General features: G+C 39.6%; 22 protein-coding genes. 7 read left to right on the top strand and 15 right to left on the bottom strand.

The genetic code is table 11. The features are described 5' to 3' along the window. Window positions 1-56: 56 nt before the first annotated feature. The 10 genes from AC106S_RS19250 to AC106S_RS19205 form a co-directional block, all read right to left on the bottom strand. Window positions 57-608: a helix-turn-helix domain-containing protein gene (locus AC106S_RS19250; protein WP_482441294.1), complete on the bottom strand. Its 552-nt coding sequence runs from the start codon at window positions 606-608 to the stop codon at window positions 57-59. 67 nt (window positions 609-675) lie between these two features. Continuing rightward, window positions 676-1,551: an SDR family oxidoreductase gene (locus AC106S_RS19245; RefSeq protein WP_482441293.1), complete on the bottom strand. Its 876-nt coding sequence runs from the start codon at window positions 1,549-1,551 to the stop codon at window positions 676-678. Between the two features lie 325 nt (window positions 1,552-1,876). After that, window positions 1,877-3,043 carry a cytochrome-c peroxidase gene (locus AC106S_RS19240; RefSeq protein ID WP_482441292.1) on the bottom strand — a complete coding sequence of 389 codons (1,167 nt, stop codon included), beginning with the start codon at window positions 3,041-3,043 and terminating at the stop codon, window positions 1,877-1,879. Window positions 3,044-3,143: 100 nt separating this feature from the next. Then, entirely contained in the window at window positions 3,144-3,632 is a 489-nt protein-coding gene (locus tag AC106S_RS19235) for a hypothetical protein (protein ID WP_482441291.1), read from the bottom strand. Between the two features lie 19 nt (window positions 3,633-3,651). After that, window positions 3,652-4,512 (bottom strand): DUF4240 domain-containing protein, encoded by an 861-nt coding sequence (locus AC106S_RS19230; protein WP_482441290.1) that lies wholly within the window; start codon window positions 4,510-4,512, stop codon window positions 3,652-3,654. 81 nt (window positions 4,513-4,593) lie between these two features. Next, window positions 4,594-4,923 carry a helix-turn-helix domain-containing protein gene (locus AC106S_RS19225; protein WP_482441289.1) on the bottom strand — a complete coding sequence of 110 codons (330 nt, stop codon included), beginning with the start codon at window positions 4,921-4,923 and terminating at the stop codon, window positions 4,594-4,596. A gap of 12 nt (window positions 4,924-4,935) precedes the next feature. Then, a complete protein-coding gene (locus tag AC106S_RS19220) occupies window positions 4,936-5,364 on the bottom strand; it encodes a transposase (RefSeq protein ID WP_482441288.1) in 429 nt (142 codons plus the stop codon). A gap of 95 nt (window positions 5,365-5,459) precedes the next feature. Then, on the bottom strand, window positions 5,460-5,990 hold the full coding sequence (locus AC106S_RS19215) for a hypothetical protein (RefSeq protein WP_482441287.1): 531 nt from the start codon (window positions 5,988-5,990) through the stop codon (window positions 5,460-5,462). Window positions 5,991-6,008: 18 nt separating this feature from the next. Continuing rightward, on the bottom strand, window positions 6,009-9,878 hold the full coding sequence (locus AC106S_RS19210) for a hypothetical protein (protein ID WP_482441286.1): 3,870 nt from the start codon (window positions 9,876-9,878) through the stop codon (window positions 6,009-6,011). A gap of 591 nt (window positions 9,879-10,469) precedes the next feature. Then, window positions 10,470-11,900, bottom strand: a complete 1,431-nt coding sequence (locus AC106S_RS19205; RefSeq protein ID WP_482441285.1) for a helix-turn-helix transcriptional regulator — start codon at window positions 11,898-11,900, stop codon at window positions 10,470-10,472. 438 nt (window positions 11,901-12,338) lie between these two features. Here AC106S_RS19205 and AC106S_RS19200 point away from each other — a divergent pair, with 438 nt between their 5' ends. The 3 genes from AC106S_RS19200 to AC106S_RS19190 all read left to right on the top strand — a co-directional run bounded on the left by AC106S_RS19200 (window position 12,339) and on the right by AC106S_RS19190 (window position 14,040). Continuing rightward, window positions 12,339-12,938 carry a Crp/Fnr family transcriptional regulator gene (locus AC106S_RS19200; RefSeq protein WP_482441284.1) on the top strand — a complete coding sequence of 200 codons (600 nt, stop codon included), beginning with the start codon at window positions 12,339-12,341 and terminating at the stop codon, window positions 12,936-12,938. Window positions 12,939-13,005: 67 nt separating this feature from the next. After that, the gene (locus AC106S_RS19195) at window positions 13,006-13,626 is read left to right on the top strand and encodes a hypothetical protein (RefSeq protein WP_482441283.1); all 621 of its coding nucleotides are present in this window, start codon (window positions 13,006-13,008) and stop codon (window positions 13,624-13,626) included. Between the two features lie 12 nt (window positions 13,627-13,638). Then, complete coding sequence (locus tag AC106S_RS19190) at window positions 13,639-14,040, top strand: DoxX family protein (protein ID WP_482441282.1); 402 nt, start codon at window positions 13,639-13,641, stop codon at window positions 14,038-14,040. A gap of 91 nt (window positions 14,041-14,131) precedes the next feature. Here AC106S_RS19190 and AC106S_RS19185 read toward each other — a convergent pair whose 3' ends face one another. The 3 genes from AC106S_RS19185 to AC106S_RS19175 form a co-directional block, all read right to left on the bottom strand. Continuing rightward, window positions 14,132-14,668, bottom strand: a complete 537-nt coding sequence (locus AC106S_RS19185) for a dihydrofolate reductase family protein (protein WP_482441281.1) — start codon at window positions 14,666-14,668, stop codon at window positions 14,132-14,134. A gap of 66 nt (window positions 14,669-14,734) precedes the next feature. Next, window positions 14,735-15,490 carry a helix-turn-helix domain-containing protein gene (locus AC106S_RS19180; protein ID WP_482441280.1) on the bottom strand — a complete coding sequence of 252 codons (756 nt, stop codon included), beginning with the start codon at window positions 15,488-15,490 and terminating at the stop codon, window positions 14,735-14,737. A gap of 20 nt (window positions 15,491-15,510) precedes the next feature. Next, a complete protein-coding gene (locus AC106S_RS19175; protein ID WP_482441279.1) occupies window positions 15,511-15,777 on the bottom strand; it encodes a ScoMcrA-related endonuclease in 267 nt (88 codons plus the stop codon). 213 nt (window positions 15,778-15,990) lie between these two features. Between AC106S_RS19175 and AC106S_RS19170 the strand changes: the two genes are divergently transcribed. The 3 genes from AC106S_RS19170 (at window position 15,991) to AC106S_RS19160 (ending at window position 18,643) form a co-directional block, all read left to right on the top strand. Next, window positions 15,991-16,986, top strand: coding sequence for an SDR family NAD(P)-dependent oxidoreductase (locus AC106S_RS19170; protein ID WP_482441278.1), 996 nt, complete (start codon window positions 15,991-15,993; stop codon window positions 16,984-16,986). Between the two features lie 37 nt (window positions 16,987-17,023). Then, window positions 17,024-17,752: an SDR family oxidoreductase gene (locus tag AC106S_RS19165; RefSeq protein ID WP_482441277.1), complete on the top strand. Its 729-nt coding sequence runs from the start codon at window positions 17,024-17,026 to the stop codon at window positions 17,750-17,752. A 78-nt stretch (window positions 17,753-17,830) separates the two neighbouring features. Continuing rightward, on the top strand, window positions 17,831-18,643 hold the full coding sequence (locus AC106S_RS19160; RefSeq protein WP_482441276.1) for a helix-turn-helix domain-containing protein: 813 nt from the start codon (window positions 17,831-17,833) through the stop codon (window positions 18,641-18,643). A 515-nt stretch (window positions 18,644-19,158) separates the two neighbouring features. Here the strand turns inward: AC106S_RS19160 and AC106S_RS19155 are convergent. Further along, window positions 19,159-19,812, bottom strand: coding sequence for a LuxR C-terminal-related transcriptional regulator (locus AC106S_RS19155; protein WP_482441275.1), 654 nt, complete (start codon window positions 19,810-19,812; stop codon window positions 19,159-19,161). Next, window positions 19,796-21,499, bottom strand: coding sequence for a sensor histidine kinase (locus tag AC106S_RS19150; RefSeq protein WP_482441274.1), 1,704 nt, complete (start codon window positions 21,497-21,499; stop codon window positions 19,796-19,798). Before AC106S_RS19150 ends, AC106S_RS19155 begins: the two co-directional genes overlap by 17 nt. A gap of 507 nt (window positions 21,500-22,006) precedes the next feature. Here AC106S_RS19150 and AC106S_RS19145 point away from each other — a divergent pair. Continuing rightward, a complete protein-coding gene (locus AC106S_RS19145) occupies window positions 22,007-22,630 on the top strand; it encodes a DUF1062 domain-containing protein (RefSeq protein WP_482441273.1) in 624 nt (207 codons plus the stop codon). Window positions 22,631-22,966: the final 336 nt, after the last annotated feature.

The following is a 22,966-nucleotide window of genomic DNA, read 5'->3' as shown; positions in this document are numbered from 1 at the left end:
AGACAGGCAGATAAGAACAACCGGAAATGTATGAACATTACCTCTTAAAAAACAATTTACAAAAAATTGCTTTTCAGCTTAATATCCAGTTCATTTTTTTGATTCAGGCTGGTTCCGTTTTTGAATATGATCCATAATTTAAGGCCTATAAAACCGATTAAAACAGGAAGAAAAAGAGGAAATTCCACAGATAATCCCTTTTGAATAAACGGGCTTAAGATCATCAACAAAGAGAGAATTACCGAGAGCATGATCTGTACTCCGGCAATCTCTTTCCCGAGTTCTTTATTTTTCCGGTCTTTTGTTCTGTACGTTAAAATCAAAGGAAAGATAACTCCTCCAAATGGCAGGATCAACCCGGATAAGGCGGAGAGATTAATCATTTTTGCACGGTCTGTTGTTTCTTCTGCTACTGTTTCAACAGAAGCAAGGTCTTCAGGTTTCACGTCCAGAGCCTGTGCAATGGCTTTCAGGGTATATCCTTTGAGTATATTTCCTGCTTCAATCCTCTGAATGGTCCTTAGCGAAAGTCCGGCGCTGCCTGCCAGTTCAGTCTGGGTGAGGTTTTGCTGTTCTCTCAGAATTTTAACCCTGTTACCTGTGTTCATCCGGTTATGCGTTTAATGAATGTTGCCTGCTAAAATACAGGATTTTAACGAAGTTTTTCAGATTTTTCTAATAGATATTATTCAGTCCCCCGTCTAAAGGTATGCTGGCTCCGGTAAGATAAGAAGCATACTCCGATGCGAGAAAGGCGGTGAGATGTCCGTATTCTTCCGGCTGTCCCAGTCTTTTCATCGGAATTTTATTTTCCCTGTTTTTCAGGATTTCCTCAACAGAAAATCCCGACTGCTGAGCTTCGTGGCGGATCAGGTTCCGGATCCGTTCGGTATCAAAATATCCGGTCAGAATATTATTGACTGTGATATGATGCTGCGCTACTTCATTCGATAAGGTTTTTGCCCATGCCATGACTGCTGAACGGATTGAGTTGGAAAGCGCCAGATTCCCGATAGGAGCTTTCACAGAAAGAGAAGATACGTTGATGATTCTCCCGCTTTTCTGCCTGATCATATGTGGTAAGGCCAGCAACGTTGTTTCACAGACTGTTTTAAAAAGCAGGTCAAATGCTTTCTGGTAATCATCCGGTTCTTTTTCCAGAGCGAAGCCAGGTTCAGGGCCATTGGTATTATTCACAAGAATATCTATGGTATGGTTCTGAAAATATCCTTTTATCACTGATCTGTACTTTTCAAAATCGGAAAAATCAGCAACGAGATACTGATGGTTCTGGCCAGGAGCTGTAACCGGAAGTGATGCTGCCATATCTTTTAATTTGGTTTCATTCCGGGCCATGATGGTAACATTGGCTCCGCATTTGGCCAGCTCAAGAGCAATTCCGGCACCTATTCCCTGAGTGGCGGCCCCCACGAGAGCATTTTTTGAAGAAAGGCTGATATTCATGATAAGATGATTGGATATGGATAAAGTTACGAAAAGTTTTGAGGATGGGAAGCAGAAGATGGGTTTTCCGGTTTCTGTGTTTATCACAATTCAATTTAAAATAACAAACACCAAAAACCTGATTAAATCCTATTCACAATCTATTATAATATTGACTGTCATATATTTATTATTAATAAAATTCAGCAGACCGTTCTTGAATTTTTTTTGATTAAAAAGATTATCGTAAAGTTGATGAATAATTCCGTTCTATCTTAAGCGGGTAAAATGATACAAAAGCGGTATGCTTATCCGTAGCCTCGACGAATCAACGGGGTTGACTGTATCCTTTGCTGTCTTAAAATCAACAGCTGCAAAAATGATAACTTAAAATACTGCCGGATAAAATTACAGAATTGGAGTGAAAAGCTTTTTATTTCGGTAAAACCGGAGGAACAACTCTTTCCGTTTTTGTGGTCAGTGTACGGAGAAATGCTTCCAGTTGAAAAATTTCTTCATCAGTGAGATCCAGTAATCTTACAAAAGTTGATTTCTCGGAGGTCAGGGTAATTCCTTCATGAACGGTTGAACGTTTCTGAGTATATTCGGGATTTCCTTTACTGTAAAACTGTATAACTTCTGTAAGGGTGGTCATGGAGCCGTTATGCATCCAGGGTCCTGTTTTTGCTGCGTCACGCAAACCCGGTACCCGGAACTTGCCGGCATCTTCCGGTTTTTTGGTTGCCAGGTAACGTCCCGGGTCCTCTCCTGTTTCACCCAGCAGAGCGGTTCCTACATTTTCAAACCTGTTATTGGAGAAATATCCTGAATTGTGGCAGTTCATGCACTGGGCTTTGGTACGGAACAGGTGCAGCCCCATAAGCTCATCATCCGAATAGGCATCGGATTTTCCACTGATGAAAAGATCAAATTTTGCAGTTCCGCTTTTAAGGGTTCTTTCAAAGGTAGCTATGGCTTTGGCTATACGGTCTTTGGTGACTGTTTTATCTCCGAAAGCTTTCTCAAAAAGGATTCCGTATCCGCTGATCTTCGCAATTTTCCCTGCAGCAATATCGATATGTTCTCCCATTTCGCGTTCGTCCTGAATCGGTATATGGGACTGTTCTTCCAATGACGATGCTCTTCCATCCCAGAATAAAGGCTGGGCATAGGCAGAGTTCATAATGGTCATTGCATTGCGGATGCCCATCTGTCTGTCGTGCCCGAAGGAAAAAGTCCGGTTATCTGCCCAGCCCAGTTCGGGATCATGGCACGAGGCACAGGCAATCTGATTGGAGCGGGAAAGCCGGGGATCAAAAAAGAGGATTTTCCCTAAAAGAGCCTTGTCTCCGGAATAAGGATTATCTTCAGGGAACTTCACTTCCGGTAAATGTCCGATTTCAGAAAAATACGGCAATGCATCCGGATCAAGAATTGGTTTTGGCCATTTTGAAGGATCTCCCGAGGAATATAACGCTCTCAGTTCAGCAAGGAATGAAGATTTCTGCCGGAATTCTTTCTGAACGCGGGTGCTTAAACAGTTCTGCAAAAGAAAAACACTGAGAAATACAATCAATATCCAGCTTATGGCATTCTTCATCAGGGAACGGGATTTTGGCAAAAATAACCATTATCTGCCAATACTTTCATGATTACGGAATGATATTCGTTCTGCGACAGAAGTTTTGTAATGTTGTTTTTCAGACTTTAAACGGATAACGTTCTTCCAGCCCGGGGCTGATGCTGTTCAGTGCTTTATAAAAAGCCTGTTCTTTACATTCCGGAATGCTTTCATATTCTTCATAGTAATGGTCCAGCTGCCGGATGATATAAGCCATCTGAAGCCACTGCCCGAAACTGATTTTCATGGGCTGTAAATGATCAGGAGCATCGTGATCATAGAAAAAAACGGAGTTTTCTTTACTCAGGAGCCAGCGGTCCCCCTGCCCGTTTTCCGCAAAAAGCCAAAAATCGGTCCATTCTGATTCTCTGTTTTCGGAAACGGCTTCCACAGAGTTATACAGGACGGCTTCCGAAGCAATTTCAAAAGTTCCGATCTGTGTCACCAGATTTTCATACTGTTCAGGAAATGGAAATGTGATGGTTGCCGGAAAGTTCTGCGGGCTTCTTTTTTCTTTCAGAATATCTGCTACTGCTTCAGAAACAGTACCTATTGTAAATGGGATCATATAATACTGAAAAAAGGGGTTACGAATTTCTCAGTTCACCGATTTCTTTTACCAGCCGGGGATACATTGTCTGCAGTTCGGCTCCTCCTTTCGGTTTACGGCTCATATGGCGGTTCATACTGTCGTAATTGTTCCCGGGATAACGTTCATAAACGGCATCTCTTATTTCGGATTCGTCTTCATTATCATGGTTTTCAGAATAGGCCTCATCCGATACGTACAGCAGTCCTTCTGCCCAGCAGTCGCCGATATTGAAGCTGTATTTTCCGCTTACGAACGACCGGATATCTTTTGTAATATCTTCAAAGAATGCTTTTCCTTTCAGCAGCAGCCAGCACCGGAAATAAATGAATCCGTCATCGGAAAGATATTCATCAAAAATATAGGTACCGTTTTCCAGTTTAAAGTCGCATTCAAGGATGAAGGAAAGTTCTGCAATTTCTGCGGTGTAGAGTTCACTTAACTTTTCCTGCAGCGTTTTTTCGAAAATGATGAGTCTTTCTTTACTGTATGCGGAGAGATAAACGGTCAGGTTTTCCAGATGTTCATCTATATCGTATTCGTTCCAGCGGGCTTTTTTGTATTTATTGGATTTTTCGATGGCATCCCAGAAACAGATGTCTGCTTTTTCATTTTCTGAAAGTTCTTTTTTCCGGGGAACCTCATCGTTTTCCTGAATTTCGGTATATCCTTTTCTGATCTTTTGGCTGATGAGTTTTTCAGATTCCCGGGAACAGTCTTTTTCATCAGCAAAATCTTTGACGGTCTCGCGTCCTTTTGTTCCGGTTTTTCCAAATGTTACCGTTTGCCTGGTTCCGGAATATTCAATGTTCCAGAATTTATCTGAAAGTTCCTCCTGATTGATAAAGTTTCTTTTCATAAAGTTGATAAGGTAGGTGAAAGCATATTTTCAATGGAGACTAAACTACAAAAAAACGGGAAACCGGGGTACTTTTTTTATTCAGACTTCTGTTTTATGCAGAAAGATCTTCTTCCATTTGGCAACGGTATTTCTGCTCAGTTTAAAATGGGCAGCCAGTTCGGTATTATTCAGCTTATTTTTTTTCTGATATTCCAGCATAGACAGGATATCTGATTCTTTGTAGGAACGGTATCTCTGGCTGTTCTTTTCTGATACTCCGAAAATAAGGGTGTTGATTTTCAAAACATCCAGGGCTAAAAGCTCTTTTTTTAATAACAGACCTTCGCAGGCATTATATTTATCCGGATATTTTTTAATAAGAATATCTGTGTAGATCTGCTTAAAATCCGGCTGTCTGTATTTTTTCATAGTTCTTATTTTTTACAGGCTGTTGTATTTTCCAATCCATTTGAAAAGTGTTGTTTTGGGGATGGCATAGCGCTCGATCACTTCTTTTTTGGTCATATTTTCAGAACGTATCTGTTCAAGGATAAAATCGATGACCTCCTGGGTGTAAATTGTCTTCCTGAACTGAGGAAGGCGGGTTGATGCTGCGGCTTTCTTTTTCTGCATTCTCCGGGAAGGCGGTGAATACAGGATAAGATGCTGGGAATAGCTTCTGAAAAAATCATATTCCAGAAACTTACTCCATTTCAGCAGCAGAAGACTATCTATACTTTCGGCACGGTACATTTCTTCTATTTCCTGTTCCGTACACTGAAAGAAATGGCAGATCCGGGAAAGTTCCGCCTCGCTTTCCTTTACTGCATTCCGAATCATATTTCCGATGTGAATGTTCTTGAAATTCATTTGCATTTTCTGTTTTAAAAGTCCTGCCGGAAGCCAGCCCCCGGCAGGACAGAATAGTATATATAACTTGTGTTTACTTTTACTGAAAGCTGGAATTATTTCCAGTAGTTCCAGCTGGACCCGTCAAATACCGCTAATGATTTACTCGCCGTATCATAGCACATCATTCCGGGATAAGGGCTTTTTACTGATGTGTGAGGGGTATTGATCTGGGGAAGAATCATTGCTTTATCCTGAGATTCCAGAACAAGTATTCCTTTGGCATTACTGGATGAAGCCCCTATAATCACGCCCTGATTTTGTCCGGATCCGGCACTGGTATTCGTTATGATCTGTGAAGTGTTTCCCGGACTGCTCAGATCTACCCAGGTTCCGTTTTCATACATTTTTACTTTCTTATCGCTTTTATCAAACAGAAAGGTTCCGTTGTTATCTGCGGGAGCTGAAGATAACGCTCCGGAAAGGTCATTCACGGCAGAAAGTATAATGCCTTTGGTGTTTCCGGCTGTATTATTAAAATCCAGAATGGTGGCTGTACCGTTAACATTTTCTTTTTCTATTGCCACCTGACCTGAAACCAAAACGGCTAACGAACAAAATAGAGTACTGTATATTACTTTTTTCATTGTATTCAATATTAATTATTAGTCATTACAACTTCTTTCAATGCATTTCCATACTGTACCATTGTACAGTTTTACGCATTTATCCTGAATGTCATAAACGATCATTCCTTCTTTCGGATCGCTGATCATAGAGGAATTCTGAACTCTGGTAATCACCAGCCCTTTTGTATCAGATTCCAGAGCAACGAAACCGTTTGGAATATTTACCGGCCAGTTGGATAACTTATTCTGCTTGGTAATTCCTAATCTGGTAGGTGTACCTGCCATTGAAAAATCTCCGGGCTTTATACAGAATCCTTCACACCCAGATTGAACTGATGTGTTCTGAGAGGTGCCAATCCCCTGCCCTGCTGTTCCCACTATGATGGGAATACCATACTGGTCAACACATGTTCCATCAGCACATAAATTCTTATTGAGAGCAGACGAACCTGCACCAACCGTTAGGGTACCGCCGGCATCTACCAATTGTGAATTGGCTATATTCCGGTCTCCCTCTAAGGCGTCAAGGCATCCGTCATTATCAGAATCAAGGTCAAGATGATCAGGAATTCCATCTCCGTCGGTATCCTGCGTGAAGCATTTTCCCTGTAAAAAAGTATCAAATGCAAAAGCCCATACATCTGCCGCCACTTTTAATGTAGCATTGGTCCCTATCGCAGCGACAGACTGATTGTCAATAAAAATGGTAGCATCCGGTATAAAAACTATTTTAGCCTCTCTATCTCTGACGAATGTGGCTTTTCCTGCTGCATCTGCCATAATAGAAATATAATTTCTCTCTGCGGAATTAATGGTCATTTGTACGGATCCTGACATGTTAAAAGTAGTTACCGGCCAATACCCGTTGGTAAACACAGCTTCACCTGTGGGCCCATAGGGTGTTGAAGGGTTGGTGCTTACATTTGATAATATATATCCGAAATCTGTTGCATTATTCTGGAGTGCTATGACACCCTTATCATGGTTTACGGCCCATGAGAAAATACGTTTATTGGTTGCTGTCAGTAATTTATCCGTTGAAGTCTGTGTTTCATTGGCAGAAGATCCTGTATAAAATACATCTATCTTATCGGTCAGTAGCTGGGCTTCAGTAATAGCATCCTGTGTAGCATACGGAACGAAAGTGATTCCCGGAAATTTATTATAAACCCCTGTATCGCTGAAATTCACAGGATTATTCAGCATATTCATCATCAGGCCATATTTACCCAAAGTGGTATCCAGATAACCAATCCTTAAATTTCTGTTCAATGAATTGCAACTCAACCCTTCATCTGTATCCAGTATCCCGTCATTATCATCATCAAGATCAATGCTGTCTACAATTCCATCGCCATCGCTGTCTTTACACTGGTTGATGGTACTGTCCAGTGCATTAGGATCATAAAGGCTTAAAAAATCAGGGATACCGTTCAGGTTGGCATCAACAATATCTGCCAGCCCGTCACTATTAGCATCTGTGGATGTACCCGCCTGTGTCACAAAAGAAAAATCTGGAGTTGTACTTGCGGTTGCTCCGGATTCAAGGGCATCACTACACCCGTCTCCGTCCGAGTCTAAATCCAGATGATTGGGTATTCCGTCTCCATCCGTATCAAGGAACGTACACTGCGTATGTAAGTACTTATCAAACACATAAGCCCATGTATCTGCAATAGCCTTTTGATCATTATCGGCAGGAGTATTCATACCTGAATTAACATTGTATATGGTGGCATCAGGAAAAATAACTAAATTGTATTCTCTGTCTGCAACGACAACGGGTCTCAGATTGGCATCTGTCATTAAAATATCGAATATTCTTGTAGAAGACATTATCGTCATCTGGACACTCCCTGACTGCATGAGTGCAGGTGTAGGCCAATATCCGTCTGTATATACGCTTTTACCGATTGTTCCTGAAGGTGTATTAGGATTGGTATTATTGGATGTTGTTCTGTATCCGTAGTCTACCGCATTATTCTGTATGGCAAAAATTCCTTTATTGTGGTTTTTCGCCCAGTTAATCAATACTGTGTTTACAGATGTTGGAACCTTATTAGTTGATGAAGTACCGGTAGCGTTATTATTATCTTCTGCCGTAGAACCTACAAAGAAAACATCAATATTATCAGCCAGTAAGGTTGCTTCAGTAACAGCCGCCGCCGAGTTATAAGGAATTAAAGTAACTCCTCTTACTTTATTGAAAGTACCATAAATTCCAAAATTCTTTAAATTATACAGAAGGTTTGTTGCCAATCCGCTGCTTCCTGCTCCTGAATTCAAGTAACCTACCCTTATGTTTCTGTCGAGTTTACCACAAAAATTTCCTTCATCCGTATCGAGCACACCGTCATTATCATCATCAATATCGACAGGATCCGGAACTCCGTCATGATCTGTATCCAGACATAATTTCTGATTAGCCAGAAGGGCATATTTATGATAGGTAGAATTGTATTGCACTATTCCATTATCTAAACTTGTTTCCAGTGAATCTGCCAATCCATTATTACCATATGGCCCAGGAATTACAGACATATTTTTATCAGTAGCTGCCCCTCCTTCATACGCATCGGAACATCCGTCACCATCAGAATCCAGGTCTAAATGATTGGGAATACCGTCTCCATCAGCATCAGCATGACAAGCTCCTTTTTTGGGGTGAGCCGAGGCATTATAGGGAACTGCTGTTGATATTACAGCGGTAATTTCATGAATCGCGGCTGTCCCGATTATTCCGTTAGAAGAATTACCAGCCGCTGTTGTTCCGATATACCTGACCTGATAGTATCGATATGGAGCTGGTGAAGCAATAGCAAACGGACGGGGGCCCGTAGCCAGGCTAAGACCGTTCCCTACTGTAAGAAGTGTATAATTTATTCCATCGTTTGAACCATATAACTTTCCATATATTGTAGTTGATGTCATACCATAATTGCTTTGAACAAAAGTTAAAGAATTCAATACAACTGATGTGGGATATTCAATTGTAAAAATTGGGGTCCCCGGGGTCACTACCTGGCCTGATGCAAAAGTAAAAGCAGCAGCTCCATTATTGGTATTATCATCGTATAATGACGGTATCGTATTTCCGCCTGACGGATTTGCTCCGGAACCGTTGAAAGGGGATTGAACGGAAGCAATTCTGTGAGCCTCAAAGACATTGTAAAAACATTCCGGAGATTCTTCCGCATCCAAAATGCCGTCATTATCATCATCCAGATCTATATCATCAAAAATGCCGTCATTATCAGAATCTGTGATGCAGCCCGCCAGTTTGATGTAATATCTGTAATCTCCCTGTGAACGGGCATTAGGTGTTCCGGTAAGATAAGGATAATAATTTCTGATCTCTATACTTCCGGAGCTTATCGTAAGTGCTGTTGGAAACGTTAAAACAATATGGTTTTTCACCCAGCCGGTGGAAACTGCCGGTGCATCCCGTTTAGATTCCCGGATTTGTACGGAAGACTGACCGTTTATGACAGCCCCGCTAAAGGCAGTTGCAAGGGCATAAACTGTTCTGTCATCGTAGTCTGCAATATGATAGAGAGTAGGATCACTATCTCTTGGCACCTCCATATCCATGTACTTCACTCCATTTACCCAAAGTTCTGTTTTTACGCCATCATTATAATCATCAAATGCAATATCAAATTCCAGTTTATTTGTATTGATATTCACTCCGTTATATGGAGCAGCAAAAAAACCTCTGGCAATGGTAGTTCCTCCTGCATCATCATCAGATAGAACATAAGGATCGCTGCCGTAATTAAAGCCAAAACCTCCACGGTTAGGATCATCTTTCCGGGTCTGTACCCAATTCAGAATATTATCACTGCACTGGCTATAAGCTATGTTGGCCATCAGCAATGAAAACAGAAATAAAATTTTTTTATTCATCAGCTTTTATATTTTAAAATAAATTGATTATTGATCTGGGATCATTGGTCTGCCTCTAAGGAATTTGTGTTTTATATATAGAGAGAGAAAGCAGCCAATTCATCCGGTTATGATGTTGAGTACCCGGAAATAGCGGAGATCTTATATGTTTTTTTAAACAGTGACCTTCTGTTTGCCTTCCTGAACTCCTGAAATGTTTTTCAGCACCTGAAAAGAGAAAAACAGGTGACCTTAAAATAAGCATCGCGATTAGTGTTCTCAGTTTTGAAACTGAAATAACAGGTAACCCAATGATTAATGCTGTATCGTATTTTTCTGATCTCATCAATGTGCTGTAAAATCAGCTGCAAATGAATGAAACTCATCAAAAAAAATAAAAAAAACAGGCCCTCATCAGGCCCTCTATTTACTAAATATAATTAATTATCAGCACTTTACAAAAATTAAAACCTCAGCGTTTTTTTAATAAAAAAGTTAGAATTATATACTTTTCCCTACTGATGCACGGTCTCATTTTTTTATTCCGGGAATAAAAACGGGCACAAAAAAAGAACCTTTTACAGGTTCCCGTTATCAAAACTAAATTATCTGTTAAGCTCCGTCTATGTATTTTCTGATCCAGACCATCAGGTCTTCTTCCGGACTCAGGTACAGTCTTTTTCTGAGGTTGTACCTGTTGTTTTCAATGGTTTTGGAAGCTTTAAAAGTATATTCGGCAATTTCTTTGGTAGAAAATCCCATATAGATATAGGCACAGAATGTAAGTTCAGAGACTTTCAGCATTGGGTTTATTTCCAGCATCTTTGTACAGAAACCGGGATAGACTTCCTGAAACCGTCCCCAAAACCGGGAAGAGTTCTCTTTTACAAGATCATTGAGTTCCGAAAAAGATTCTGTAACTTTCTGCTGCAGTTTTTCAATTTTAGCTTCTCTCTCTTTTAACTCGGATTCTTTTTCAGAAAGTCTTCTCTCCTGCTCCCCGATAATCTTTCTTTTTTTCTTTCTGATTTTCCGGTACCGGTTTATAATAACTGCCAGCAGGATGATAAAGGTAAGAATCACAAGCAGGACAATTAATGTACTGTTTTTCATTAAATCAGATTTTTCAGCCTGTTTTTTCAGCAGAATCCGGTCTAATTCTTTCTGAACAATTTTTTTATCGCCATCCAGATCCAGCTTATGCTGCTTTTCTGCTTTCTGCAGATAATAAACTTCTTTTTCACGGTTGCCCAGCATTTTGTATGATGCGGCAATTTTAGAATCCACATAGGCTGAATACTGCATAAATATTTCTTTATTTTCTGCAGCTTTTATGTAGAAGTCAACCGCTTTTTTATAATCATGGATCTGAAAATAATAGTCACCATAGATTTCATAGAACGGGGCCATATATTTATGCTTTTCAGCAACGGCCAGATCATAAGCTTTCTCAACAAAAGGATATGCTGAAACAGCTTTGTTTTCCTGGAGATAAATCCAGCTTTTGTAGAAGTAGATAAAAGGTCGGTATCTGTAAATCCGTTTAACGGAGAAATATTCTTTCACAGGAATTTTTTCGGAAACGGCAATAGACTTATCAGCATAGCTGTGTGCTGTCTTATAGTCTTTCAGCTCCGTAAAATAGTCTGCTATTCCTATATACATTTTTGAAATGATAAGCTGTGATTCAGGGTCTGTTCCGGATTTCAGCAGATTGAGTACTTCCAGATTAGTCTGGTAAGCCTGCTCAAATAAAGACATTCTGCTGTAATAAGCGGCCCGCAGATCCAAAAACGAAGCTTTTAACAGGACATTCTCCTCAACGGCTTTTTCCTGAAAGCCTTTTTCCAGGTATGGGGCACATTCGTCAAACTGTCTGAAAAAAATCAGAGAGCGTGCGATATAGTAATAAGACCAGGCTCTTCTTTCTGAATCACCTGCCCTTTCTGCCTTAGTTAAAGCTTCTTTTGAAAATTTCAGTGCATTACCAAAATCTACCTGCGCACAGCTGTCCGACAAATTCAGCAGTTTATCAATTTTCACCAATTCGTCCCGGTTCTGGGATGAGTACCGTTGAGATTGAAAGATAACCAACAAAAGAAGAACAACCTTCTTACAGCCAGACGGAATGCTATTAAGAAAAAAATTAATATTAAAAATATTTATCATGAAAATATTTAATAACAGTACAATAACAAGGAAATTAAAAAAAACAAAAATAATATATAAAAACAAGTAATTAAGAATATATTTAAGTTTATATCACGCTACATAAATAGATATTTTTCTATATAAATTATTTTAGCTTATCAATAAAAAAATCATATAAAATTAATATATGATGAATTTTTTACATTATTTATTTCAGTTAAAAATCTGAGCGGCTTCCAGATGATTTAATTCCGGATCTCCTTTATCAATAAGGACATAATATTTATGTACATTTGCAGCCTTATATTTTCTATAAAGAATCCCTTTTTCATGGATACGGATACCCTCATATCACAGTTAATACAGCATTTCACAGAAGTCATTACCTTAGAGGAAGCAGATGTTGCATCCATCATTTCCAAATTAGAGATCATACATCTCGGCAAGAAAGACTACCTGCTTCATGAAGGACAGGTTTCAAAGCATATGCGTTTCATTGCCAAAGGCAGCCTTTATACCTATTATATTGATGAAAAGGGTAAAGAAAATATAAATCAGCTCGGGATCGAAAACTGGTGGATCAATGATCTGTACAGTTATCTGAGCGGGCAGCCATCGAGAATGTTTATCCGTGCCAATGAGACAACTTGCGTCATACAGATCAGCAGAAACAACCTGGAGCTCCTATATAAAGAAGTTCCGGCTTTATCTGAATTCTGGAGGCTGAAAATGCAGAATGCCTATGTAACTCTTCAGGAGAGAACTTTTGAACATTCAAGGATAGATGCTTATTCCAGATACCGCGGCTTCATCCGGGCCTACCGCAATATTGAGCAGCGCTTTCCTCAGTATATGATTGCCTCTTATCTGGGGATCACGGTAGAATATCTGAGCTATTTAAGAAAAAAACACCTGTCTGACCTTTCTTAAGATTTCTTAAGTTTTTTCCGTCTGAGCCTGAATAATTTTGCCCGTAGAATTTTTAACGGATATCATTATGAAGGCTAAATATGCTGCTGTCATTTTCCTTGCAAGTGCCCTGTCGGAACTCAGTGCACAGAAACTTACCTACACTCCCGATCTTGTTTTGGGACACCGTTCCTATACGTATATGCATCAGGTGAATTATCAGCTGAATGACCGGATGAAACTGAACAACCTCACTTTATCCGATACAGAATACACCCGGGATAAAGACAACATATTCTTTATACGGAATACTCTTTCCTATGCTCTCACCAGAAAGATCAGTATAAACACAGCGTTAGGAATAAAAAATCCCGGAGCTTTCTTTACGCTTTCCGCCCAGTATAAGATCATCCGTCCGGCCTATTCTTTTTCTTATTCCATCGGAACTACCTATCAGAAGGGATTTTCTCTGGAACAGTCGGTGTCATTTGAATATTCTCCTTATCTGAAAGAGGGGCTTCAGGGGTATTTCAGTGTACTGGCCATCGGGAATCTGGACAGCAGCGGCTACCCCAGAGGTCTTCAGTTTTTCCGGCTGGGACTGAAACAGGATAAAATAATATACGGTATCGCTTCCAATTTCGACCAGTTCAACAATGGCAAAAAAAAACTGGAAAATATCGGAGCATTCGTAAAGTATAATTTCTAAACAATCATAAAAATGAACAAAAACATCGATTTGGGTATTCTGATCAGCAGAATAGCCGTAGGATTTCCCATGCTGGTTTACGGAATCAGCAAACTGGTACACGGAATCGGATTTATTGAGAACATGATGACCCTGCACGGGCTTCCGCCATTCCTTGCCTATGGAGTGTTTGCAGGTGAATTTATAGCTCCTTTAATGATCATCGCAGGATTCAGGATAAGGCTTGCAGGGTTAATTTTTGCCGGAAACTGCTTTACCGCAATTATTCTTGCCCAGACCGGCAGTATATTTAAACTTAATGAGTATGGAGGCTGGGCCCTGGAACTTCTGGCGATCTATTTTCTTGCCGGCCTGAGCTTCTTCTTTACAGGAGCCGGAAAATATGCGGTTTCTGTAAAGAGTAAATGGGATTAAGCTTTATGAAGAACAGGGTAAAGAGACCGAGATTGAAACCGGTCTCTTCATCTATCTTAAATCCTGTTTTAAAATCCTGCCCGGAAGAAGGCTATCTTTTTCTTATAAAATGATTCTGAACGACTGAAACCGGGAAGATTTTTGTATCTGTACACTCAAATTCGAGCATTTCAGGAAGGTCCCCGAATAAAGAAATGCCTCCGCCCAGTAAATAAGGAATCAAAGTGATGATCATTTCATCGATCAGATCCTGTTTCAAAAAGCCCTGAATGGTCTTTCCACCGTCAATATACAGGTTATGAAAGCCTTTTTCATGAATTTCCATAAGAATGTCTTTCAGCTCACCATTGACGAGGAAAGCCCTATCTCTGAATTCTCCGGGAATTTCCGTCATACTGTTACTTAATACGAAAACAGGCTTCTGATAATACCATTCTTCAAATCCGCATACGACCTCAAAAGTATTCCGCCCCATCACAATGGCATCGATGTGTGCGATAAATTCCTGATATCCCATATCATCATTACCGGGATTGGGTAATGAAAGCAACCACTCTATTTCTCCGTTCCTGTCTGCAATATATCCGTCCAGACTTGTGGCAATAAATACCTTGTTTTTCCTGTTCATCGAATTTAATTTTAAAATTTACCGTACAAAATTAATTCCTGTACCTGTTTTAAAATTGTACAGAATTTACCTTTTCCCGGATTTTAAAAATTCTTTGGGAGTCTGCCCGGTCATTTTTTTAAACACCCTGATGAAATGTGACTGGTCATAAAATCCCGAGTCTAATCCGATGTCTGTTAACCGTCCTGCCGGATCAGTCTTTATAAGCGCAACAGCTCTGTTCACCTTATAAAGGTTCAGGTATTCACCGGGAGTCAAAAAGTAATATTTCCTGAATTTCTGAATGAAGCTTTTCCGGGAAACCGGCAAAAGGTCACTGAAATCTTTAAGCATTCCCTTCCCTGCCCTGTCAGAGCCCAGATATTTTTCAAATTTCATAAGATCCGGATCGGTCTGCATTTTCCCGAACAGTTTCAATAAATAATGTTCAGCTTTCTTAAAATCGGGGGTTTTTACATCCAGCAGACAGTCATATAAAGCTTCAGAAATGGCTTCCATTCCGGGAGTCCCCAATTTACGGATCAGTATTCCGTAGCAGAAAGGTTTTAAAATTAAGCCGATACACCTGTAAACGCCTTCAGCTTCAGTGATGAACGGCTGTTTTTTCAACCCTGATATCACCTGAAGTCCCGCACCCCTGCTGATCTTTTCGGTATTCATTCCTTCTACCGTGTAATAATCTCCATAACTGAAGATCAGCTCGGTAAACAGTGCCGCATGATGAACAAACCTCATCTTAAGATCGGGAGATGTTCCTATCCAGATATAATCCACGAAATTATTCAGCGGATATTGCGGTCTGTATGATATTTCTGTGGGCATTGTGTATTAAGGCGTTTGTTTTAAGGCTTAAAATTAATAATGGTAAAACCTAATTTTTCAAGATAATCCTGGGCGTGGTAAGTCGTAAAGTTTCTGGGATCAGGATCCAGCTCTTCACCATTAATGAATATATTAGCCCGGGAAATGATAAGTTTACACGGGTATTCTTTTCCTGCGTAAACTAAACTATAACAGAGCGCATTTCTCCGGGGTGGGATTCCCTCCCTGTCGGTTTTAATAATCGCCTGAAACACATGTTCTCTTTTTATATTATCAGGAATTGGCATATGATTCTGTTTAAATATTGCTGGTTTATAATTTTTGATGATTTTAATTCCCAAATTCAAATATAGTTAAAAACACTATGATTAATTGATGGAAAAGCAGTCTGTTATTCTCAGTCAACATGACCGTTAGAACAAAACAAATTGACTTTTACAACAAAATGTTACAGGAAATTCCGGAATACCTTTGTCATGTAACCTTTAAATAACAAAACAATGGAAACCAACAATTATCAAGGGGCTATGCAAAAGCCTGTCAATTCAGGATTCAATGCGAAGTCAACCACGGAAGAAGTGATCAGAGGAATTGATCTTTCGGGTAAAACCGCCATCGTTACCGGAGGAAATACAGGTATCGGTCTGGAAACAGTCAGGACCCTGGCCGCCGCAGGAGCAATGGTAATTATTCCCGCCAGAAACGTAGAAAAGGCGATGGAAAATCTTCATGGTCTTCACAATGTGGAAATTGAAGCTATGGACCTGATGGATCCTTCATCCATAGACCGTTTTGCGGAAAAATTCCTGGCTTCCGGACGCCCGTTACATTTACTGATTAATAATGCGGGAATCATGTGGGTTCCGTTCCGTAAAGATGCACGGGGTATTGAATCTCAGCTGGCCACCAATTACCTGGCTCAGTTCCAGCTAACGGCAAGGCTTTGGCCTGCTCTCCGAAGTGCCGGTGGAGCAAGGGTCGTTAATGTATCATCACAGGGTCATCAGTTCGCTCCTTTTCATTTTGAAGATCCTAACTTCCTTACCCGTGAATATGAAACACTTCAGGGCTACGGGCAGTCTAAAACAGCGGTTAATCTTTTCTCTCTTGAACTGGACGTGCGCGCAAAAGCCTGTAAAGTAAGGGTGTATTCTCTTCATCCCGGATCTATTGCAGGAACGGAACTGGGCAGAGAAGCTCCTTTGGAACTGTTTCAGAAAATGGGATTTGTTGATGATCAGGGAAATATGCTTCCGGAAGTACTGGCTTCACTGAAAACAATTCCTCAGGGAGCCGCCACTACGGTATGGTGCGCTGTAAGCCCTTCCCTTAATGATATAGGAGGAGTCTACTGTGAAGATGCGGAGGTTGCACTGCTGTCCCCTGACCATGCAGCAGGACAGGGTGTAAAACCTTATTCGCTGGACAGAGAAAGTGCAAAACGCCTTTGGACATGGAGTGAAGAAGTTACGGGAATAACCTTCAATGCAGATTAGTGTATTAACCTATCGTTTAACGCATAAAAAATAAAAAATGGATCAGTTAAAAAATAAAATTGCCGTTGTAACCGGAGGTAATAGCGGTATAGGATATGCTTCAGCAGAAGAATTCATCAGTGAGGGGGCCACTGTGGTCATTACCGGAAGACGAAAAGATGCCCTGGATGCAGCCTGCACAAAACTTGGTGCCCAGGGTATTATTGCCGACCAGTCTGATATTAAGGATATAAAGGCTCTGGCTTCTGAAATTGCCCGCCGCTATGGAAAAATAGACATTCTCCTGATCAACGCGGGTATTACCAGGGCGGCCTCCATAGAGTCTACGTCTGAAGAACTGTTTGATGAAGTAATGAATGTTAATTTCAAAGGAGCTTTTTTTACCCTGAGTACTTTCATTCCCCTGCTTAATGATTGTGCATCTGTTATCCTTCTGTCTTCAAGTTCTGCGCATATCTCTCCCTGCATGGCCTCTGTGTATGCTTCCAGTAAGTCTGCGGTAAATACCCTGATGAAAATAGCCGCCCTGGAGCTTGCAGACCGGGGAATCCGGGTGAATGCCGTAAGCCCGGGTCCTGTATCTACGGAAATCATGCAGAAGATAGGCCTTAATGACAGCCAGGAAAATGCCATGCTGGAATCTGTTCCTTTAAAAAGGTTCGGTAAACCTTCTGAAGTAGCCAAACTGATCACTTATCTGGCGGGGGATCATGCAGCTTTCATCACAGGATCGGAATTTCTGATCGACGGAGGCCAGAGTGCATAAAAGGAAATCCTGAATTTCCAGGCAAATAAAAATGATAAAATTCCTTATATTTAATCCTTTAAAATACAGTTCTGAACCATGGAACATATCTCGAAATACCTGACCAAAGAGATTAAATTGTCCTGCTATGAGGATAAGCTGTTCAAATCGGATCTTATGTTTGAAGATCATATGCTGGTATGGTTTATTTCCGGTGAAACCAGAATCATCCAGGCAGATCAGACCTATAATTTCTGCGCAGGTGATATATTCCTGATCCCGAGGAATCAGCTGGCTACCATCGTTAATTATCCCAAAGGAGGACTTCCCCACAAAACAGTGGTTCTTCATCTATCTGTGGAAAGACTGAAACTCTTTTATGAAAAGACTGATCTCCCGGCAACGATTATTCCGGAACAGCGTATCTACTGTTTTAACAATCATCCTTTGCTGGAAAGCTATATGAATTCTCTGATTCCCTATTTTGACATCAACGGGATCTTTCCTGAAAATATAGCCACTCTTAAAATTACAGAAGCCATCAGTATATTAAGAACCATTAATCCTGACGTAGACCGTGTACTTGCCAATTTTGACAGCCCGGGAAAAGTTGATCTGGTGAACTTTATGGAACGGAACTTCATGTTCAATATGCCATTGGAAAAGCTGGGATATCTGACGGGGCGGAGCCTTTCTACCTTCAACCGTGATTTTAAAAAACATTTTAACATCACTCCGCAGAAATGGCTGATCAGCAAACGGCTCGAACTGGCTTATTACCAGATAACCGAACATCATAAAAAACCTAAGGATGTTTATCTTGAAGCAGGTTTTGAGGATTTGTCTCACTTTTCTTTTGCATTCAAAAAGAAATATGGAGTTGCTCCCTCACTGCTGAAAGCCAATGCATAATCAATACCCAAAAATTATGTGTAAAATCATACCGTCTTTTGAGGCGCAGCCTTTTTCCTTAGCCATTTTTCGGAAAAACGGACAAACCGGATTCACAGTTCGTATATTCCGGCAGGACTGAAACAAAATAAAAAAGGAGGCGGCTGCCTCCTTTTTATTGTAGTTTAACCTAAAAGACCATTAAACTTCTTTATATTAATTTGTGTTTTTTTAAGCTTTCAAGAAGCGGGCTGTAAGGTCAAGCATACTCATCTCATCTCATCACTTGTGTTTCATCATCTGCGCTTTTATTATATAGCTTGTGTTTATTATTTCTATATGCCGGGAATCCTTTACTATTCTGCAAAATCATGAAAAATATTTCCAATTGATTTTTGCTGTTATCAGTAAATTTTCCTGCTACAAAGAAACAACATTGCGGAATAAAATCTATCATAAACACTATCGATACCCATCGATAGCGACATCGATATTTATCGATAAAAAGCTCTGATGATGAAATCTAGGCTGGAATCCTATATTTTGTGATGTGTTTTGATGAGATCAATCAGCTCAACCAGGTTTTCTATTTTTAATTTTTCGAATATATTCTTTTTAATGGTACTTACCGTATTCTGCTTGATATCCAGATGATTGGATATTTCAAGATTTCCGTATCCGTCTGCATACATTTCAGCGATCTGCAGCTCCCGTTTGGTAAGACTGCTGAGCGGATTGATGAGGTTCGGGTTGTAGACCAGCTGCACCAGTAAGTTGCGTAAGGTCTCAGAAAAATATTCTCCTTTTTCAATAAATTTTGAAACGGCTTCTCTTACTTCCTCTTCTTCACTCATTTTACTCAGATAGCCATTGGCTCCGGCCTTTATAAATTTGAGTGCATGCAGATCTTCTTCAAGCCCTGTAAAGATCAGGATCTTAATATCGGGATTGGCAGCTTTCATCTGAGATATGATATGGAGGCTGTTGCCTTCAGGAAAATGTGCATCAATAATGGCCATTTCTATCTCCCTTGCTTTTACAAGCTCTACAATCTGCTGCAGGGATGAGGTATGATAAATTCTGGCATTAGGAGCAATATCACTGACAACGATTCCCATTCCCTGCCTTACAATGCTGTGGTCATCAGCCAAAAGGAAATTAATTTCTCTGTTTTCAATTGGTATTTCCATTATTATTGATATTTAAATTCATTCTGAATGTTATTGTTGTTCCTTTGTACAGCTTGCTTTCTACGGATATTTCACCGTTAAACAATTCTACAATTTCCTTACATAAACTTAATCCCAGACCTGCCCCCAGATTATCGATCTCATCGGATACAATTCCCTGGTAATAGGGTTCAAAGATTTTTTTGACATCAGTTTCCGATATCCCGACTCCCGTATCACTTACGGTTGTGATCAGCGAAATCCTGTTTTCTCCTGCCGGTTCTGTGTTCAGGGTAAGATCAATCTGCCCGTTTTCTGTAAACTTGTTGGCATTTCCAAGAATATTCATAAATACCTGATTGATCTTTATATTGTCTGAATACACTACCAGATTTTCAGGAATCCTGTCTGTGACCACAAATTTATTATTCCGGGTTTCTATATAAGGTGTAATGACCTTTACAATGGAATTGATTTCATTTTTAAGATCAAAAACCGTATTGATCAGTTTTTTGTCTGCATCCTGGTTTTTGGTATATTCCAGGATCTGGTTAGACTGCAACAGCAGGGTACTGTTGGTAAACTTGATCGACTGAAGATAATCTTTTATAGTATCATCTTTTGTCGTCCTGTAAATCTTATCTATGAAAATATTGATAATCTTCAGCGGAGATCTCAGATCATGGCTCAACATTCCCAGAATTCTGTTTTTGAAATTAAGATTCCTTTTGATCTCATCGTTCGCTGCATTAAGCTTCCTTTCATAGATGAATGCCACTCTTGTAAAATACATGATCAGGATGGATACAATGAACATGAGTATCATTAACCCCAATACCAGATACCTTCTGATCTTATTATTGGCAGAACTCTGCTCGTTGTATTCCTTTTCCAGTTCAGACTTAAAATCCTTGATTGCATTGTCGTAGACATCAATCAGGCCATTACTGTAAACCAGCAGCTTTCCGAAATTACTGTAAAAGTGCATATTATCCTTCTGGCTTTTCACCGCATACAGCTTAATCTTTTTCACTTCACCGGCGTAATGCCGATCCATAGATTTCATCGTGCTGTCCATCTCTGATTTTAATCCGGGCAGGTCAACGGTTTTATTATTGGTAAGCGTAATCACCGTACTGTCTTTTTTCACCTCCACTTTACCGGTGATGGCATCTTTCAGCCTTCCCATGAAGCCTTTCTTTTTCACGGTAGTATCGGAGTAGGTTCTGGTTTGTATGCTCAGGTTTTCGAAATTATTTTTATATTTCTTCGGCTCGTACTGCTTATCTTCAATTTTGGCAGGCAGATTCAGGGAGGTTTTGTAAACAGAATCTATTAAGGTCTTCAGCTTTACAACTTCCATTGTATCTTTTTTCTGTCTTGCCAGATTGGTTTTCAGCCGCGGATTGATATTCTCGTACTGATTGATTTTATCAAAATTATTCTTCAGTTTTTTAAGGGCTTCAAAGTATAATTTCAGATCTTTATCATCCTGGGTAACCATATATTTCTGGAAATACATCTGTGCATCCATGAAGTCTTTTCTCGAATTATCTGTCAGTCCTCCCAGTGCCCTGCTGTCTTCAAGCTGGTCTTTAATGAACTTCAGCTTTTTCCCATTGACTGATTCAGTGTAAAAGAATACGGCTATAATCACCTGTATCAGCAAAATACAAAGGATTAATGAATAATGAACAATTTTCCTCAATTTAAAATTTAAGAATTTATATTTCATATTTGTCTTGTCCGTTAAATTTTGAATTATCCGGTATTAGTTTTTAATGATCTACAACACTCAGCAACGAGGTATATCATTTAATTGGCAAAGTTAAAGTAATTTTTGTCTTCTTACAGCAGTAAATCTTTTATAAAAACCATGAAAACTATTCAATGCCTGTAAAAAATTTCCTATAAAACCCTTAAATCTCAAACAGATTAAGTATTTTTACTGTGTAAATATAAAATAACCTGTTTTGAGAACCACTCTTAAACTTATTATTACAGCTTAATATCAGCTTCATCTATTGTAGCTGATCATTCTTTTGTCCGGATAATTCTGCCCGGACCTTATTTCATTCAGCCCTATTATTTACTGTACTGTCTGCAAAGGCGGCGGCGTGCGCTGTCCGTATCTTCAGCAGCACTCTTACAGCAACAGAATCCTGAATAATAGGTCATAAAAAATCAATAAAGAATAATTAAGCCTACTATTATAATGAGTACAGGATATATATGGGAGATCAAAGTAAAGAATACTCCCCTTCTCAAAAAGAAATGCAGCCACTGTGACAGCACCAGGTTTTACTGCAGTGAAAAATTCAGGACAAACGCTCAGAAAAAAAATATTGATGTCTGGCTGATTTACAAATGTGTAAAATGCAGCAGCACTTATAATATGACCATCATTTCCCGTACCGGAACAGAATCAATCGGTACGGAACTCTATGAAAAACTGATGTCAAACGACCGGAAAACCGCCTGGAAATACGCTTTTTCTCAGGAAACGAGGATGAAAAACAATATTGAAGCAGACCCCGACAGCGTGGAGTATGATGTGGAGTGTAACGATTGTATAAGAGACAATATCATCAGTGAACCCCATGACATGATAACTTTCACGATCCGGTATCCTTTTGAATTCGGACTCAGAATTTCGTCTGTAATCCGGACGGGTCTGGGACTCTCTTCTTCTCAATTCAGCCGTTTATCAGAAATGAATGCGATATCAGTTCACGGAAAATCTCTTCGGAAAAAACACCGGATCAGAAACGGAGATGTAATCCGGATCGACAGAGAAAAACTGAAAAACATCTATCATAACGGGACGTCAATGAAATAATCTGCATATAAACAGCTTAGTCCGAAGACCTTCAGAACCCGGATTGGAAGCTCTTCTTTTTTATCCTCCGGAATTAAAATACAGGAACAGTTCCTCCCATACCGTCTTTATAAAAATTCACAATACAATAATATATTTTAAATTTTATTGAATCAAAATATTTTTTAATGTTATTTTTTTATTAATAAAATGACAAAATACAATTATATCTTTATAATTAAACAATCTATATTTGAAAAATATTCATGTTAATTTTTAATAAAAAAGCGAAAATTATTCTATTTCAAATATTAACATGACAACAACAACCTTCATGAAAATCTTTTAAAACGATAA

The sequence above is a fragment of the Chryseobacterium sp. FR054 genome (genome assembly GCF_056844565.1).
This window is presented reverse-complemented; position numbering and strand designations above follow the sequence as displayed.